This is a genomic window from Chryseobacterium taeanense (assembly GCF_900099685.1).
GTDB lineage: Bacteria > Bacteroidota > Bacteroidia > Flavobacteriales > Weeksellaceae > Chryseobacterium > Chryseobacterium taeanense.
On record NZ_FNDW01000008.1, the window covers coordinates 14,326 to 30,768 of the forward strand.

The window sequence follows — 16,443 nt, forward strand, 5'->3', positions numbered from 1 at the left end:
GCTGTAATTTACTATATTTGTTTCATATATGAATTCTGAAAACGCTAAACGATTTTTTGAAAAAAATACAGGAAAAAAATCTTCTGAATTTTTGACTTTAGCTCAAAGTGGTTCTGCGAGGGTGAATTTTCTGGCAATTACTGAAACAGAAAAATACATCGTTACCTACAATGAAAATATGATGGAAAATGAAAGTTTTCTGTACTATTCACAGGTGTTTTCAAAACTAAACCTCAACACACCTGCAATATTTGCGGTTTCCGAAGATCGGAAAATCTATATTCAGGAGTTTTTGGGAGCGCATACACTTTCTGACATCATTACAAAAGAAGGCCTTTCTGAAAATGTAAAAGCTTTAGTAAAACAGACGTTAGAAAAACTTTATCAGCTTCAGATCCTTACCCTTAATAAAATCGATTTTAAAAAGACTTTTGAATACGAAGCTTATGATGAACTTCCGGTAATCCACGATCTTTATTATTTTAAAAATTTTGTGGCAGATATTCTGGAACTGGAATACCATAAATCTTCTTTGCTGAAAGAATTTAAAAAGATTGCATATCTTGTTGAAAACCTCGAGCCTAAAGGTCTCATGATCCGGGATTTCCAGTCAAGAAACATTATGGTAAATGAAAAAGGTTTGGTTTCATTCATTGATTATCAGTCTGCAATGAAAGGCCCTTTGATGTATGACGTAATTTCTTTTCTGTTTCAGGCTAAAGCTAATTTTCCGGAAGATTTTAAATATGAAATGCTGGAGTTTTACATCCAACAGTTTGCTGATGAAGAAACAAAGCTTCAACTAAGACAATCGGTGAAGCCACTTCAGATGATGAGATTACTTCAGGTTTTGGGGGCTTATGGTTTCAGAGGATTAATTCAGAGAAAACCACATTTTATGGCAAGTCTGGAAAAAGGGATCAAAAATATTACAGAATTCGCTGAAACGTGGGAGGATATGAAAGATTTTCCGGAACTGAAAAAAGTGATCGGACAATTGAATCTGGATAGTACAAAATTAAAAATTGAGGAAATTTTGAACCATTAAGATTTTATTTAAGAAGTTAATGGTTAATAAGATAAAATATAAATAAATGCTACACATCGACATACACAGTTTTTCGTACAAGAAAGGAGGAATTCCTAAGGACACAACAGGAAACGGAGGCGGATTTACATTCGACTGCCGCGGCATCCTGAATCCCGGAAGAGTGGAAGAATATAAAATTCAGACCGGAAATGATATCGGCGTTCAGGAATACCTGGAAACAAAAACTGAAATGCCTAAATTTTTAGAATTAATCAAAAGCCTGATCTCTATTAATATCGATAATTACCTGGAAAGAGGTTTTGAGAATCTTCAGATCAATTTCGGGTGTACAGGCGGACAACACAGATCGGTATATTCTGCGATAAAAATTGCACATTTCATTGAAGAAAAATATGGTGACAAAGTGGAAATCAGTCTTCATCATGATGAACAGCACCAACTTAATTCATAAATGATAAGCGATAATTTATAAATGATTATTAAACACTTTGAAAATTATCAATCATCATTCATCCCTTATCAATTATAGACTATGAAGGCTCTAATTTTTGCAGCAGGAAAAGGAACGCGACTGAAACCATTTACTGATAATCACCCTAAAGCTTTGGCTAAAGTCAATGATATTCCCCTTTTGGAAAGAAATATCCGATATTTAAAAAATTTCGGAATAAACGATTTTGTCATCAACATTCATCATTTTGGAAATCAAATAGTTGATTTTTTAAAGCTAAATGACAACTTTGGATGTAAAATAGAAATATCAGATGAATCTGAAGAACTTCTGGAAACAGGCGGCGGCTTGATTTTTGCTCGAAAATTCCTCGATCACGGTGAAGATTTTCTCATCATGAATGCAGATATTCTTACAGACATTAATATCACAGATTTTGTAGAATACCACAAAAAGATAAAAGATTTTGCTACATTAGCTGTTTCGGATCGGGAAAGTTCCAGAAAACTGCTCTTTAATGATGATTTGGTATTAAGGGGCTGGCTGAATGTACAGACCGGCGAACAGCGTCTGGCTGAATTTAATAAAGGATTTAAAGCTTTAGCATTCAGCGGTGTTCACTGTATTAATCCTCGTATTTTCGAGAAAATAAAAAGAACGGGTAAGTTTTCCGTGATGGAAGAATATCTTGATCTGATGCACACTGAAAAGATTCACGGCTTTGTGCACAACAGTATCCTGATAGATGTCGGAAGACCGGAATCTGTAAAAGAAGCCGAAAAATATTTTAAATAATTTGAATTTGCAATGGAAATTGAAGGAAGCAGAGACGAAAGTTTGGTGAATCCTGAACTTGATATCAACGAAACGAAACTCCAGAACAGCCTGCGACAAAAGACGTGGGATGAAACCATCACGAAAGACAGCTGGATGGTTTTTAAAGTAATGGCTGAATTTGTAGATGGCTACGAAAAACTTGCCAAAATAGGTCCCTGTGTTTCTATTTTCGGGTCTGCAAGGCTGAAACCACAGACCAAATACTATAAAATGGCAGTGGAGATTGCTGAAAAGATTACGAAATTAGGATTCGGGATCATTACCGGCGGTGGTCCGGGAATTATGGAGGCAGGAAACAAAGGAGCCTTCAACGCTCAGGGAAAATCAATCGGCTTGAATATCGACCTTCCTTTTGAGCAGCATTTTAATCCTTATATCAATAAATCATACTCCATGAACTTTGATTATTTTTTTGTGAGAAAAGTAATGTTTGTGAAGTATTCTCAGGGGTTTATTGTGATGCCGGGAGGCTTTGGTACTTTGGATGAATTTACGGAAGCTCTGACGCTGATCCAGACAAACAAGATAGGAAGATTTCCGATTGTTCTGGTAGGTTCTGATTTCTGGTGCGGATTACTGGATTGGTTCAAGGAAACTTTGCTTAAAGAAGGAATGATTCACGAAGAAGATCTCGATCTTTACCGTGTGGTAGATACTGCGGATGAGGCGGTAGCGCATATCAAGGCATTTTATGATAAATATTCTGTAAATGTAAATTTTTAATGGCATATTATTTGTCACCCTTAATAAACAATCATGATTGTAAATCGATTATTTAAGATGAAAAAATATTTTTATATATCCGGAATATTGACACTTTTTGTGTTAATGAGTTTTATATATTTAGACTTTTTTTCTTCAATGACAAAGGTGGATTATATTGACGGAAGCAAGACATTGAAGTTTACCACTAAAATGAATACAAACCATATTTCTGATGCTATTAAAATAAACCCCAATACGGCGGGATTTGAAGCAGAAGTAAAGAAGTATGTAAATAATAATTTTGATGTGTATGTCAATGGCTCTCCGAAAACACTTACATTCACCGGAAGTCAGGTAAGCGGAGAAACAGTTTGGGTATATTATGAGACGGGAGGCATCTCCGATATTAGTACCTTAAGAATAAAAAATACTATTCTTCTGAGTGCATATCCGAAACAGATCAACCTCGTGAACATTGCTTATAAAGGCAAGCTGAAAACGATGAATTTCCAAAGAGGAAAAGAAGTGAATGAAGTTTCTTTTTAGATTAAAATTAAATTTATATCAGCCATCGCAATTGCGGTGGTTTTTTGTTATTATTTACCCAAAAACAAGGCAATTTGCAACAAGTTTCAACTAGTAAGTAATAAAAAATTCCACAACGAATATGAAATTAAACTCATCGATTCAAGAGATTATTATTATTTATTTGTTGTTATAGGGATTCAACGATTAAATATGGTAAATATGAAATCTTTACAGTGAATTCAAATTCATATAATAAAAAAAAGACTGTCCAAAAAAGACAGTCTTTCATATTTAAATTTTAAAATCTTACTGAACCTGAATATTATCCAGCTGGATTGTAGTTGTAACACCACTTCCGTTACCTGTATATTCGAATAAAATAAATCCGTTACCGGTAAGCGAAGTAGGGAAAGTGTACGTTCCGGCAGGTGCCAATGTTCCGTAGCCACTTACAGGAGTCTGAGGAATTGTAAATTCAGAAGTAATGTCCGTTTTTGTAGCTTGCGTAATATCTCCCAGCGGAGTATAATTAGTTGTATAATATACTTTTAAAGCATTTCCATTCCAATATCCTACATTCACATCAAATTTTAAACTATTTGCTGCTGTAAAGTCAACCGGAACTGCAAAATAAGTTACATAAGGTCCTGAACCAGAGTTCGCCCCAAGTTGAATATATTTATTGCTATTAAATGTTTTCAGCTGCCAGTATCTATTTCCTAAAACCGGGTCATTTACATATTTAGGATAAACTTCAAGGTTGGAAGGTGAGGTAGAATAACTTTCAAAATTTTCAAGGAATGAACCTGAATAGGTAATTGCAGTTCCTCCTTTTGGCGGAGTAGCATCTACTCTCGTTCCTGTAAATTTAATATCTGAAATACTTCTAATCAACATCTGCCAAGTTGAATTATATCTACTCACCACAAAGGTGATATTTCCGTTTCCTGTCGGCAACAGTTCTCCTCCGGTTTTAAAGAAGCCTGAGTTTCTGATAACCGCTGAACTTCCAAGTTTATCTTCGATATTTCTGTCCGTATCCAAACCTTGTCCTCCTGCATCATAATCAATGAATTTCTTTACGTTAGGATAAATTTCGGCAATATTGAACTGAACATCCGGAACCGTAACTAAAGTATTAATTAAATTAGGATTTTTGGCATCTGCTAATGATGTAAGCTGTGTCGGCACAATAGTTTGTATATCAAGACCATTTCCTCCACATACTCCCGATACATATCTTCCTACAAGAGCCTGCGGAATTCTTCCGATTGCATATACAGGATCTTCAGAACCTAATTTTACGGTTCCTCTGTCTACTCCTAGACGAAGGCCTTTGGCATTAATTCTAATGTGGGATCCTACAGGAAAATCTGCAAAGTTACTTGCTTTGTCTACTTCAATCTGTAAACCTACTGTAGGATTAGATGTCTTATCCTGAAAAGAAATTGTTTTATAAAAATTGCCCTGTTCATCAGAAGAGATAATGTAACCATCAAAAATCTGATCCGTAGTAATTAGTTTATATCCTGAAGAAGGTACCTGAGCTACAAAATCTGCCATAGAAATCGTAGTAGCCGGGAATTTATTTGAACATTCAATAGGTGGTGTTTCCCATTCGTCGTTCTTTACACAAGAAGACACTGCAGACAGTACCCCTACCGTCAGGAATGTCGTTTTTAAAAAGTTAGTGATATTATTCATATTATTTATCTTTTATTAGAATCTGAATTGTAAATTAACAAAATAAGAGCGCCCCTGTGTGTACCAGTATTTTGGTCCGAAAGAAGGTGTCGGGCTATAATAATCAGTTGCAAAATCAATTGCTTTTGTTTCTCTTGTCTGCTCAAATCCGCCGGTAATATATTTTTTATTGTCTAAAATATTATTAACAGATGCTGTAATTAACAGATAATACTTACCAAATACAAAGGACTTTCCAACATTGGCATTTAAGAAAAATGCGGAAGGTAGTTTTACCGGTTTTAGCAGACCTCTTACATCATCTTCCGTAAGACCAAGATAAGGTGTACTGGAATAAGCATTTTGAATGAAATTATTTGTTCTCAGTGCCGGAGCAGGGTCTAAATAATTATCATCAAGGTAATTCCAGTTTGCTCCTACCCACCAATATTTCGGACTATTGTATCGGAATCCTAAAGAGAATGCCTGTTGAGGAGTTCCTCCCTGCTTGTAGTTTTTGATGTAAGCTTTCCCGAACGAAGTAACATTGCTTCCTGAAGCATCTGATACGAGATAAACATCGGGATTATTTCGGTAAACGAATTGTCCGTAACTTGCCAGTCCTTGTAGTGATAAAGTTGGTAAAACTTTAACATCAACACCTAATTCAGCCCCCATGTTTCTCTTTTCTACATTAGACATAACCTGGGTTACAAAAGCACTCTGTACCTGAGAAACAGATCCATCAGGATTAGTATTATTCAACTGAATACCATCTGCAAAGAATCGCTGCACGTTAGTCTCATTCTGGGTATCAACCAAATACCCTGTAGCCCTTACTTTCAGGAAAGGAGTACTCACCACATAGCTTAAATCATTTGCTGTATAGACGGTACTTCTGATATTAGGATTTACAAGAGAATTAACTCTCGGATTAATGAACAAGTCTTCAAGGAAAGGAGCCTGATTGTAAACTGCCCCATTATACACAAGGAAGTTTCTACCATTAATACGATAGATTACCTGTCCTTTTAACCCAAAATTCCAAAAGTTGTAATCTTTACTTTTTCCATAGGAATTTTCGTACAAATAATGCTTAAACAATCCCTCTCTGTTTGAAGAAGAGTAGCCTGCCAAAGCAGAAACAAAAACATCAAAATTTCCTGTTGAGAATTTTAGTCCCGGATTTACTTTTGCCTCCTGTCTTCTAAGAATGTAATTGTAGGTCATGCGATCACCAACATTTACCTGAAAATTCGGATTTAAGGTATTATAACTTCCGGAAGAGCCTGGTTTTGCCGTCTCTTTGAACGGGTCTACGTTCACGGCAAAGTCTCCACCTAAAAGGTCTTTCATTTCACGATAGAGCTCAGATCGGTAGTTTTGATAAGAAACGTTTAAAATAAACTTTGTACGATCATTAAAATTATAAGTATAGTGAGTTCCTGCATTAAAGATTTTATCATCACTTACATCATTTACCAAATAAACCAAAGAGCGGTTTCCTGTTAAGCCATACAAACGAAGTGTTTCGTCTCTTCTGTTTTGGTCATACTTTCTGTTATTATCATAAAGTCTGTTCCAATTAATCTGAGTAACGTTTGGATCTCCACTTACCCATGCATTTAGTTTTGTATTATAATCATCAATTAAGGTCGTAAATTGATCCGGGGTAAATTGAGGATTATTTGTAGCATTATAAATGATGCTATTAATGGAATAACTTGGTAAATTCCTGTAATAAGTAGGAGAAGGGTTTGTCACACCGTTCCAATCTAAGCGGGAACCTTTATCTTTACCTAATTGATAAGAAACAGTAGTCCAAAGGTTTGATTTTTTATTTATCTTCCAGAAATCCTGTAGCTGGAAAATAGGTTGGAATCCTTTTCTTACCCTTTCACTTCTTTTTTCTCCATCCTGCCATCCCCAGTAAGAATTGTAATGTACTCCTCGGTAATCATAAACCTCCTGAGTACTTGGGCTTGCCGTAGACCTTCTATAAGGAGATCCAATGAAGTTGAAGGTCATCGTATGCTTATCACTGAATTTTTTTTCAACACCCAGGTAAGTTCCGTATGCATCATAGAATGTGCCTTCCTGAATACCTTCTTCAGCCCATCTTCTCGCTCCCATTACCGTAAATGCCCATCCGCTTTTACTCATTCCTGAAGTATATCGCAAAGATGTTCTATTTCTGTAATTTCTGTTGGTTAATGATTGTGTAAACTGAAAACCTTTTCTGTATTCGCTGGCTTTCGTATTTTTGTAAATAACACCACTGTTGCCTCCAAATGCGTATTCTGACGGCGAATGGTTGGAAGCAATCTCCGGATATCTCGTAATTTCGTTAAGACCTCCCCAATTGCTAAAGTCTACATTTCCATTGTCTGATTTTACCATGGAAACACCGTTCATCATTGTTTCTCCCGATCTACCATCAATTCCCCTTGGTCGGAACCAGTAAAAACCTAAATCAAATGCCGCAATTCTGCTGAATACATCCTGTGAAGATTGTAATAAACCAACAGTAGAAACCTGGCTGCTGCTTTCATCACTGTCGCCGCCATTATCAATAATAGCTAACCCCTGATCCGCACTTGTAAGTGAAGAATAAAGGGTAATAATCCCTAAATCCTTTTTCTTCTCACTGTCCATTACATCAAACTCCATTACTTTTGTTTCGTAATTCGGTTTTGTAATCACAATTTGATAATGTCCCGGCTTTAGGTCTACAAACTGGAAATATCCGATTTTGTCGGCCGTTACATCATTCTCACTCCCTTTAAGATCTACTTCTGCCCTTTCAACGGGTTTGCCTTCGGCATCCTTCAAATATGCAGAGACTGTAGTCTGTGCAAAATAATATGATGCTGGAAGCAAAGTAAATAAAGAGACTAATGATAGTTTTTTAATCATGAGTATATTTATTTTTTTAACACTTTTCCTATTAATTCTCAACAGTTTAAAAAGTTGGGGCGACAAATTTAGTCAAAATTTATAATCTACAATGTTATTCACATTATTTTTTCTTAACATTGTAATCTTTTAAGAATCATTATAAATAAAAAACATAAAATCTACGTATTAAATTTACAAATATTTAAAATGCAATGAATTAAAAAAAAGTAAATTTGCAGATTAACTAATTTATTAATATTAACGCTAACAGATAATGAAGAGATTTTCGAGTTTGTTTGCCATTGTTTTTTCGATCATGGCATTCTCTCAACAGCAGGGAAAACTGAGAAAAGTTGCAACAGTAGGATTTTTAAATGTGGAAAACCTTTGGGATACGATACGCTCAGCAGATTATATCGATGGAACGAAGGATATTAAAAACCCTGCGTTTCACAGGAGTATTCCTATTGATTCCATTAAATTTTTAGAAGCAGAAAAATATGACGGCGTATGGAGCGATGGTGCATTAGCTGGTAAAAAAGTCGTGAGATACCAAAGTGGTTCCGAAGAGTTTACTCCTCAAAGTGCAAAAAATTACAATACCAAAATTTACAAGGCAAAACTTGCTAACGAGGCAAAGGTAATTTCCGAAATGGGAGCACAATATACCAAAACAGCCCCTGCAGTAGTCGGACTTATTGAAGTAGAAAACAGACAGGTCATTGAAGATCTCATCCAGGAGCCCGCGCTAAAGAAATACGATTATGGCATTATTCATTACAACTCTTACGATTACAGGGGAATTGATGTTGCACTTATTTATCAGAAGAGAAGATTTACCCCTACTAACTCTTTAAAAAAAGAACTTAAAATTTTCGGTGAAAACGGGAAAAGAGAATATACAAGAGATATTTTAGTTGTTACCGGTTTTCTGGATAATGAAAAAGTCGCATTTTTCATGAATCACTGGCCTTCAAGAAGAGGAGGCGAAGCGGCATCTCTTCCAAAAAGGAATGCTGCGGCAGCATTGCTAAAGCAGCAAATGGACAGCGTAAGAGCTGCAGATCCTACTACAAAACTTTTTGCCATGGGAGATTTTAATGATGATCCGGTAAGTTCAAGCTTAAAAAATTACTTAAAGGCACAGCCTAGTCCGAAAGATTTGAGCGAAACGACACCTTATCTCAATTTAATGTATCCTTTATATAAAAAAGGGGTAGCTTCACTGGCATATCAGGATGCTCCGAACTTATTCGATCAGATAATTGTTTCTAAAAATCTGATTTCAGATAATGTAACAAAAGAATATTCAGTGTATAAAGCAGAAATTTTTGCTCCCGCTTATCTCGTAAATAAAGAAGGGAATTACAGAGGATATCCTTTCCGATCATGGAACGGAGATCAGTTTACCGGCGGTTATAGCGACCATTTCCCGGCTTTTGTAGTTCTTCAGAAAGAACCATAAAAATTAAAGCACTCATTTTGAGTGCTTTTTTTATAACTTTATGCATATGAAAAATTTTCTTTTAATATTAATCTTATCTCTTTTGTCTTGCAGTTGTTTTGCTCAGACTGAACCTAAAAATGAGAAAGAGAAATCAGAAATGAAGCCTTCAAAAAACGAAGATGGTGAATGGGAACTTACAGTAATCGATCCGCAATTCGATTATTTTCTGAATGCTATTGCAAAACCCATAAGCCAATATTCTGAATCTTATTTAAAGAACAGAAATACTTTATTGGTTTCTGAATGGAATTCTTATTATTTTTCCGGACGATACAGAAATATTATAGAATCATCAATTGACTACGATCCAAAAGAAAAATACGGAGTAAAATTTGAGTACAAATTGTATCAGGTTTTTGCCTATGTAAACTGGAAATATGGCCTGAAAATGAATGGACTTTCGGGCAGCGATACAACAAGGCATTAATAAAAAAGGTTCAGCGTAACGCTGAACCTTTTTTATTCTATAATAGTTTAAAATTATTTGTTGAATAATTCTTCTACTTTATCCCAATTTACCACATCGAAGAATGCTGCAACATAGTCTGGTCTTCTGTTTTGATAATTCAGATAATAAGCATGTTCCCAAACATCAAGTCCTAAAACAGGTGTCCCTTTTACATCCGCAACAGGCATTAACGGGTTATCCTGATTAGGTGTAGAAGTTACAGTAACAGAACCGTCACCATTTTTTACTAGCCAAGCCCATCCTGACCCGAATCTTGTTTTAGCAGCATCAGAAAAATCGGTTTTAAATTTCTCGAAACCACCATACGTTTCAATAGCAGCTTTTACATTTCCTACAGGCTCTTTACTTCCTCCGGGCGTAAGTATCTCCCAGAATAGAGAGTGATTGAAATGCCCTCCTGCGTTATTTCTTACTGCAGGTTTATCAGTTCCTGTCTGGCAGATTTCTTCAATGCTTTTTCCTTCAAGGTCAGTTCCTTTAATTGCATTGTTTAAATTATCGATATATGCCTGGTGATGTTTTGTATGGTGAATTTCCATTGTTTTCGCATCAATAGTTGGCTCTAATGCATCGTAAGCATATCCTAGTTTTGGTAATTCAAATGACATATTTTATTTTTTAATTGTTATTAACCCAAATTTAGCCATAAATAAAACGATATTCAAAAATCATACATTACTTTAATAAATCTTTAACATTGACAGATTGATTTAGAATGAATTAAATTTTTAAAATCAAGAAGGAGAATTATGAAGCAGGAAAATAGTATAATAGAAAAGTTCCTTAAAAAGCAAAAGCACGAATCGAGTGATCCGTGCTTTCTATTTAACAAAATAAATTAATTATTATTATTTATTCATAGACATCAGGAATTCTTCATTATTGATCGTTCCTTTGATGTTTCTGTCAACAAATTCCATAGCTTCCACAGGATTCATTTCAGAAAGATACTTTCTTAAAATCCACATTCTCTGTGAAGTCACTTCATCAAGAAGCAAATCGTCTCTACGCGTGCTTGAAGCCACGAGATCAATCGCAGGATAAATTCTTCTGTTGGCAATTTTTCTGTCAAGCTGAAGTTCCATGTTCCCGGTTCCTTTAAATTCTTCAAAGATCACTTCATCCATTTTAGAACCTGTATCAATAAGTGCTGTTGCAATAATCGTTAAAGAACCGCCACCTTCAATTTTTCTGGCCGCCCCGAAGAATCTTTTCGGTTTGTGGAGCGCATTGGCATCAACCCCTCCGGAAAGCACTTTTCCTGAAGCCGGCGTTACCGTATTGTACGCTCTCGCCAATCTTGTAATAGAATCAAGCAAAATAACAACATCGTGTCCACATTCTACCATTCTCTGCGCTTTTGCCAAAACGAGGTTGGCCACTTTTACGTGTTTTTCTGCCGCTTCGTCAAAGGTAGAAGCGATAACTTCTGCATTTACACTTCTTTCCATGTCGGTAACTTCTTCAGGACGTTCATCGATAAGAAGAACCATCATATAAACTTCAGGATGATTGGCAGCAATAGAATTGGCAATATCTTTCAGCAACATGGTTTTACCCGTTTTCGGCTGAGCCACAATCATTGCTCTCTGCCCTTTTCCGATTGGAGCAAATAAATCGACAACTCTCGTAGAAATCGTAGAACCTTTTCCTGCCAGGTTAAATTTCTCCTGTGGGAAAAGCGGTGTAAGATACTCGAAAGCAACACGGTCTTTAATGAAAGCAAGGTCGCGCCCGTTGACTTCAGTTGGTCTTAATAATGAAAAATATTTTTCACCTTCTTTAGGCAATCTTACGATTCCTTTTACGGTATCCCCGGTTTTCAAACCGAAATTTCTGATCTGCGCGGTAGAAACATACACATCATCAGGGGAAGAAATATAACTGAAATCCGATGAACGAAGGAAGCCATAGTTATCCGGCAAAATCTCTAAAACACCTTCAATGCTGACCATTCCGTCAAAAGAGAACTCTTTTTTCTGTTCCTGGTGCTCATCATTTTTTTCAGAATTCTGCTGTTGTTGCTTATTCTGATTTTGGTTTTGATTCTGATGCTGATTTTTATTTTGATTTCCGTTGTTGTGCGGATTGTTGTGTTGTCCTTTTTGAGATCTGGCCTGATGTTGAGGGTTGGCTGGCCTTTCTTCTGCCGGAGCAGATTCTTGAGATTCTGTGTTTTTAAAAGTGTCAGGTTTTTCCTGCTGAATTTCCGGGGCAGCAACCGCCGCATCTGTTGTGTTTACCCTTTTCCTTTTTTTCTTCGCTGCAGGTGGTGAAGTTTCTTCTGCATTGGCTGCGGGTTCTGTTTTCACTTCTTCCTGTTTTGGCTCTTCAGAAGGCTTCTCTTCTGTTTCAGCTTTTTCTTCAGCCGTTGGTTTTTGTTCTGCTTTAGCTTCCGTTTTTGGCTTGGCTGCTGTTTTCCTTGGTGCAACTTTTCTTGCAGGTGCTTTTGCGGGTTTATCCTCGGTTTTCTGTTCAGTTTCTAAACTGTTTTCTGTAGCGTTGAAATATTCTTTCGCTACTTTTGGATTTGAAGCCTGAAAGTCAAGAATTGCAAAGATTTTGTCATTTTCAGTGCTGTTTCTTGCAACTTTAACGCCCAAATCCTTTAAGATTTTAGTCAGTTCCGTTACGGATTTTGACCTTAACGTTTCAATGTTAAACATATTTAATGTAAAAAATGTAATTAATTGTGAGTAAGAAAAGTAAGTCCGGTGACTTTTGTTTTCAAGTACATTTGTATAATGCAAATCTACACTTATTTTTGAATTGTGCAAAATTTATGCTATTTTTGCTTTGAATTTAATTGTAATGATACAAAGAATACAGACCATATGGACATTTCTGGCAGTTTTAGCTGCTGTGTTTCTGTTCATTACAGGTCAGGATGTGATCCTCTCCGATCATTTCCCGATACTGAATATTGCCTGTGTGATCCTTGTTTTGGTCGGATTACTAAGTGTATTCAGTTACAAAAACAGAAAAAGACAAATTTTGCTGAATAACATCAGCATCATTATAAACGTTTTGTTGGTTGGTGTATTGACGTACTGGTTACTAAACTTACCCGGAGGAATTCAGTTTCCTGAGAAGGGTATTGAGCCAATGTTTCCATTGATTGCGATTGTATGTTTGTTTATTGCAAACACGTACATCAAAAAAGATGAGAGGCTCGTAAAATCTGTAGACAGACTTCGATAACCTTACAACGATTTTTTGAGTGAGAACAGCTTCTTTTCAGGAGCTGTTTTTTTATTTTTTAATTTTAATAAATCCGTTTATCTACGATTAATTTTAATCTGTAATCAAAAACCACATCGGAAAATCTTTTGTTATAATATTTAATGAGAGAGTTTGTAACAAACAGATCATAAGTAACACCTATTAGATAAAGTATAAGTCTATTAAAAAACGTCTTATCATTTAAATTATGTAATTTTGCTATCCAATTTTTTCATTGAATGAATCAGTACATTAAAATACTTAAGTTCGCAAGACCTCATCAAAAATACATCTACGGAAGTTTATTCTTCAACCTTATGTATTCTGTTTTCCAGATTGCTTCCTTAGGAACCATTCTGCCGGTTTTGGGAATGCTTTTCGGAACTATCGAAGCTAAAAAATACAGCACTCCACCAGTCTATTCAGGAGAAATTCTGGATTTTTTCTCTTACGCAAAAGAATATGCCAACTATTACGTCCAAAGCCTGGTAACACAATACGGAGCGCTTACCGTTTTGGCGTGGCTATGTATAATAACAGCTTTTATGTTTCTGTTAAGAAATCTTTTCAGATACCTGGGATCTTTTTTACTGATTAATTATCGTGTAGGCGTTACCAAAGACCTTCGTGGAGCGATGTACAGGAAAATACTTTCCCTGCCGGTTGCTTTTTTTACCGAAAGTAGAAAAGGAGATCTGATGTCGCGTATGTCGAATGATGTAGGGGAAGTTGAGGGAAATATTTTAGGAAGTTTGGTAGAATTAATCAATGCCCCTTTCATGCTCATCAGCACATTGATAACTTTGTTTTTCTTAAGTACGGAAATGACACTTTTCTCCCTTCTGGTTTTACCGGTGATGGGAACAATGATTGCCCTGATTGGGAAAAGCCTTAAAAAAGATTCTCATAAAGCTCAGAACGAGATGGGAAACATTTTCTCTATTGTAGACGAAACCCTAAAATCTACGAAAGTCATTAAGATTTTCAGCGCTGAGAAAATAATGGACAACCGCTTTATGCAGTCGATGCAACGATGGATCAATAGTTCTATAAGTCTAGGAAGAAAGAAGGAACTAGCTTCTCCAATGAGCGAATTCTTAGGCTCCGTTACTTTCTTAATTATTGCCTGGTACGGGGGGAAGCAGATTATCGTAGAGCAAAGTATTTCGCCGGCTGATTTTTTGGTATTTTTAGGAATTTTCTTCCAGATTTTGCCTCCGGTAAAAAGTTTATCCCAGTCTATTTCAAACGTTCAGAAAGGGGAAGCATCGTTGGAGAGAGTACTGGAAATCCTGGATGCCGATGTAAAAATTGATGAAGTTGCGAATCCGGTAAGTATTTCAACCCTGGATAAATCAATAGAATTTAATAATATTGGTTTTTATTACGATAAAGACCACACGATTCTTAAAAACTTTTCATTGAGTATCCCAAAAGGGAAAACAGTAGCTTTGGTAGGACAAAGTGGAAGTGGGAAAACAACTATTGCCAACCTTCTGGCAAGATTTTATGATGTTTCTGAAGGAGAAATCCTGATTGATGGAGAAAACATTAAAAATTTAAACCTAAAAGAATACCGCAAACTATTGGGAATGGTTACCCAAGAGTCTGTTCTATTCAACGACACGGTGTACAATAATATTCTGATGGGTAAACCTGATGCAACACGCGAAGAAGTAATTGCGGCTGCAAAAATCGCCAATGCAGATTCATTTATTTCACAATTACCTAATGGCTACGAATCTAATATTGGGGATGATGGCGGTAAACTTTCCGGAGGGCAGAAACAAAGAGTTTCGATTGCAAGAGCGGTCTTGAAAAACCCTCCAATCATGATTCTGGATGAAGCCACTTCCGCACTGGATACGGAATCTGAAAGATTTGTTCAGGATGCTCTTGAAAAGATGATGGAAAACAGAACTTCCCTGGTGATCGCCCACCGTCTTTCAACGATTCAAAAAGCTGACTGGATTGTTGTCATGGAAAAAGGTAACATCGTGGAACAGGGAACTCACCACGAGCTCATCGCAAAAAAAGGAACATATCAGAAGTTGGTTGAGTTGCAAAATTTTGATTAATTTTCATCATTTAAATAAATTAAAAAGGAGTACTTCTCAGCGAAATACTCCTTTTTTTAGTAAAATATTGCTAAAAAAACCTGGTAATCATATTTTCTGGTAATCATATTTTAATGCATGATTCAATTCAATCGCATTATTATTATCTCTAATATTTTTCTGCATACTTTCAGTCATTTTCTTCATACTTATATTTATCTTTTCGCCTTTTTCATTGGCATTTACATATCCTATATTGCGTGCCTTCACTTCTGCATAAGGGTCTTTATAAAAGTCAGACTCAAGTTTCCTGAATATCTCCCAATTAATTTCTTTTTTGGATCTGAGCGGAGAAATTTGAGACATATTTTTTTCAATTTTCACCAATGAAAAAACAAAATCAGAACGCTCATCCGTGATTTTAATAATCATACCTGGAAGTCCATGAAAGATGTAAGGACCATCCTGTAAAACAATTTCCTGCGTAAACCATGCAGTCCAACTCCTGCCACCATAAATTAATTCTGCCTTCTGACAATCAAAGTCACCTATTTTTGTTTTATCGTTGGTGATTTTCCAGGCAAGATCTTCAATCGGAATAGAATAAATATCACTAAAAATAGGGGTAACTATAATTTTATACACTTTATTTTCGGTTAATATTTTTTGAGTGTAATACTGATGATTATAATTCATTTTAAATCCTAGACCAAAACCTGTTTTTTGAATCAGTGAATCTGCACTTCTTTCATGCTGTGACCTAAAAATAGATTCTTTACCATATATATCCAGGTAGAAAAGCTGGTCTTTATAGTATTGTTTCTCTGCATTTGGTCTGTATTTCAGCTCATAAATAAATGATGTATTTTGTGAAAGCACTTTATTAACTATAAGGAACAGACAACAAATTAAAAATACTTTTTTCATATCAAATTATGATAATTTCAATCTTTTGTTTCAGAAGTAGTATAGAATTATCCCTGAACTTCATCAACAAATATATATTAAATATTGTGTTCTAAATTTTAGATTATA

Annotated in this window: 14 protein-coding genes; 9 read left to right on the forward strand and 5 right to left on the reverse strand. The window is 35.7% G+C overall.

Annotated features, from left to right (window positions below; all coding sequences use genetic code 11):
• Positions 1 to 28: 28 nt before the first annotated feature.
• The 5 genes from BLR30_RS11815 to BLR30_RS11835 all read left to right on the forward strand — a co-directional run bounded on the left by BLR30_RS11815 (position 29) and on the right by BLR30_RS11835 (position 3,590).
• On the forward strand, positions 29 to 1,048 hold the full coding sequence (locus tag BLR30_RS11815; RefSeq protein WP_089858884.1) for an aminoglycoside phosphotransferase family protein: 1,020 nt from the start codon (positions 29 to 31) through the stop codon (positions 1,046 to 1,048).
• 46 nt (positions 1,049 to 1,094) lie between these two features.
• Positions 1,095 to 1,502 carry a RapZ C-terminal domain-containing protein gene (locus BLR30_RS11820; RefSeq protein WP_089858887.1) on the forward strand — a complete coding sequence of 136 codons (408 nt, stop codon included), beginning with the start codon at positions 1,095 to 1,097 and terminating at the stop codon, positions 1,500 to 1,502.
• 81 nt (positions 1,503 to 1,583) lie between these two features.
• Positions 1,584 to 2,297, forward strand: coding sequence for a nucleotidyltransferase family protein (locus BLR30_RS11825; RefSeq protein WP_089858890.1), 714 nt, complete (start codon positions 1,584 to 1,586; stop codon positions 2,295 to 2,297).
• A 12-nt stretch (positions 2,298 to 2,309) separates the two neighbouring features.
• A complete protein-coding gene (locus tag BLR30_RS11830; RefSeq protein ID WP_089858893.1) occupies positions 2,310 to 3,062 on the forward strand; it encodes an LOG family protein in 753 nt (250 codons plus the stop codon).
• Positions 3,063 to 3,167: 105 nt separating this feature from the next.
• On the forward strand, positions 3,168 to 3,590 hold the full coding sequence (locus tag BLR30_RS11835; RefSeq protein WP_317041394.1) for a DUF6702 family protein: 423 nt from the start codon (positions 3,168 to 3,170) through the stop codon (positions 3,588 to 3,590).
• Positions 3,591 to 3,878: 288 nt separating this feature from the next.
• On the opposite strand, the gene BLR30_RS11840 is transcribed toward BLR30_RS11835, so the two are convergent.
• Positions 3,879 to 5,276 carry a M949_1556 family lipoprotein gene (locus BLR30_RS11840; RefSeq protein WP_089858900.1) on the reverse strand — a complete coding sequence of 466 codons (1,398 nt, stop codon included), beginning with the start codon at positions 5,274 to 5,276 and terminating at the stop codon, positions 3,879 to 3,881.
• A 15-nt stretch (positions 5,277 to 5,291) separates the two neighbouring features.
• Positions 5,292 to 8,171, reverse strand: a complete 2,880-nt coding sequence (locus BLR30_RS11845; RefSeq protein ID WP_089858903.1) for a TonB-dependent receptor — start codon at positions 8,169 to 8,171, stop codon at positions 5,292 to 5,294.
• Positions 8,172 to 8,427: 256 nt separating this feature from the next.
• Here BLR30_RS11845 and BLR30_RS11850 point away from each other — a divergent pair, with 256 nt between their 5' ends.
• Positions 8,428 to 9,618, forward strand: coding sequence for an endonuclease/exonuclease/phosphatase family protein (locus BLR30_RS11850; protein ID WP_089858906.1), 1,191 nt, complete (start codon positions 8,428 to 8,430; stop codon positions 9,616 to 9,618).
• Positions 9,619 to 9,664: 46 nt separating this feature from the next.
• Positions 9,665 to 10,087: a DUF6146 family protein gene (locus BLR30_RS11855; protein ID WP_089859285.1), complete on the forward strand. Its 423-nt coding sequence runs from the start codon at positions 9,665 to 9,667 to the stop codon at positions 10,085 to 10,087.
• A gap of 53 nt (positions 10,088 to 10,140) precedes the next feature.
• Here the strand turns inward: BLR30_RS11855 and BLR30_RS11860 are convergent, their stop codons facing one another.
• On the reverse strand, positions 10,141 to 10,737 hold the full coding sequence (locus BLR30_RS11860; protein ID WP_089858910.1) for a superoxide dismutase: 597 nt from the start codon (positions 10,735 to 10,737) through the stop codon (positions 10,141 to 10,143).
• Between the two features lie 240 nt (positions 10,738 to 10,977).
• Complete coding sequence (rho, locus tag BLR30_RS11865; protein WP_089858913.1) at positions 10,978 to 12,795, reverse strand: transcription termination factor Rho; 1,818 nt, start codon at positions 12,793 to 12,795, stop codon at positions 10,978 to 10,980.
• A gap of 145 nt (positions 12,796 to 12,940) precedes the next feature.
• On the opposite strand from rho, the gene BLR30_RS11870 reads away from it, so the two are divergent.
• Both BLR30_RS11870 and BLR30_RS11875 read left to right on the forward strand, forming a co-directional pair.
• Positions 12,941 to 13,330 carry a DUF4293 family protein gene (locus BLR30_RS11870; RefSeq protein ID WP_089859288.1) on the forward strand — a complete coding sequence of 130 codons (390 nt, stop codon included), beginning with the start codon at positions 12,941 to 12,943 and terminating at the stop codon, positions 13,328 to 13,330.
• Between the two features lie 260 nt (positions 13,331 to 13,590).
• Positions 13,591 to 15,429, forward strand: coding sequence for an ABC transporter ATP-binding protein (locus BLR30_RS11875; protein WP_089858916.1), 1,839 nt, complete (start codon positions 13,591 to 13,593; stop codon positions 15,427 to 15,429).
• Positions 15,430 to 15,516: 87 nt separating this feature from the next.
• Here the strand turns inward: BLR30_RS11875 and BLR30_RS11880 are convergent, their stop codons facing one another.
• A complete protein-coding gene (locus BLR30_RS11880; protein WP_089858919.1) occupies positions 15,517 to 16,335 on the reverse strand; it encodes a GLPGLI family protein in 819 nt (272 codons plus the stop codon).
• Between the last annotated feature and the right edge of the window lie 108 nt (positions 16,336 to 16,443).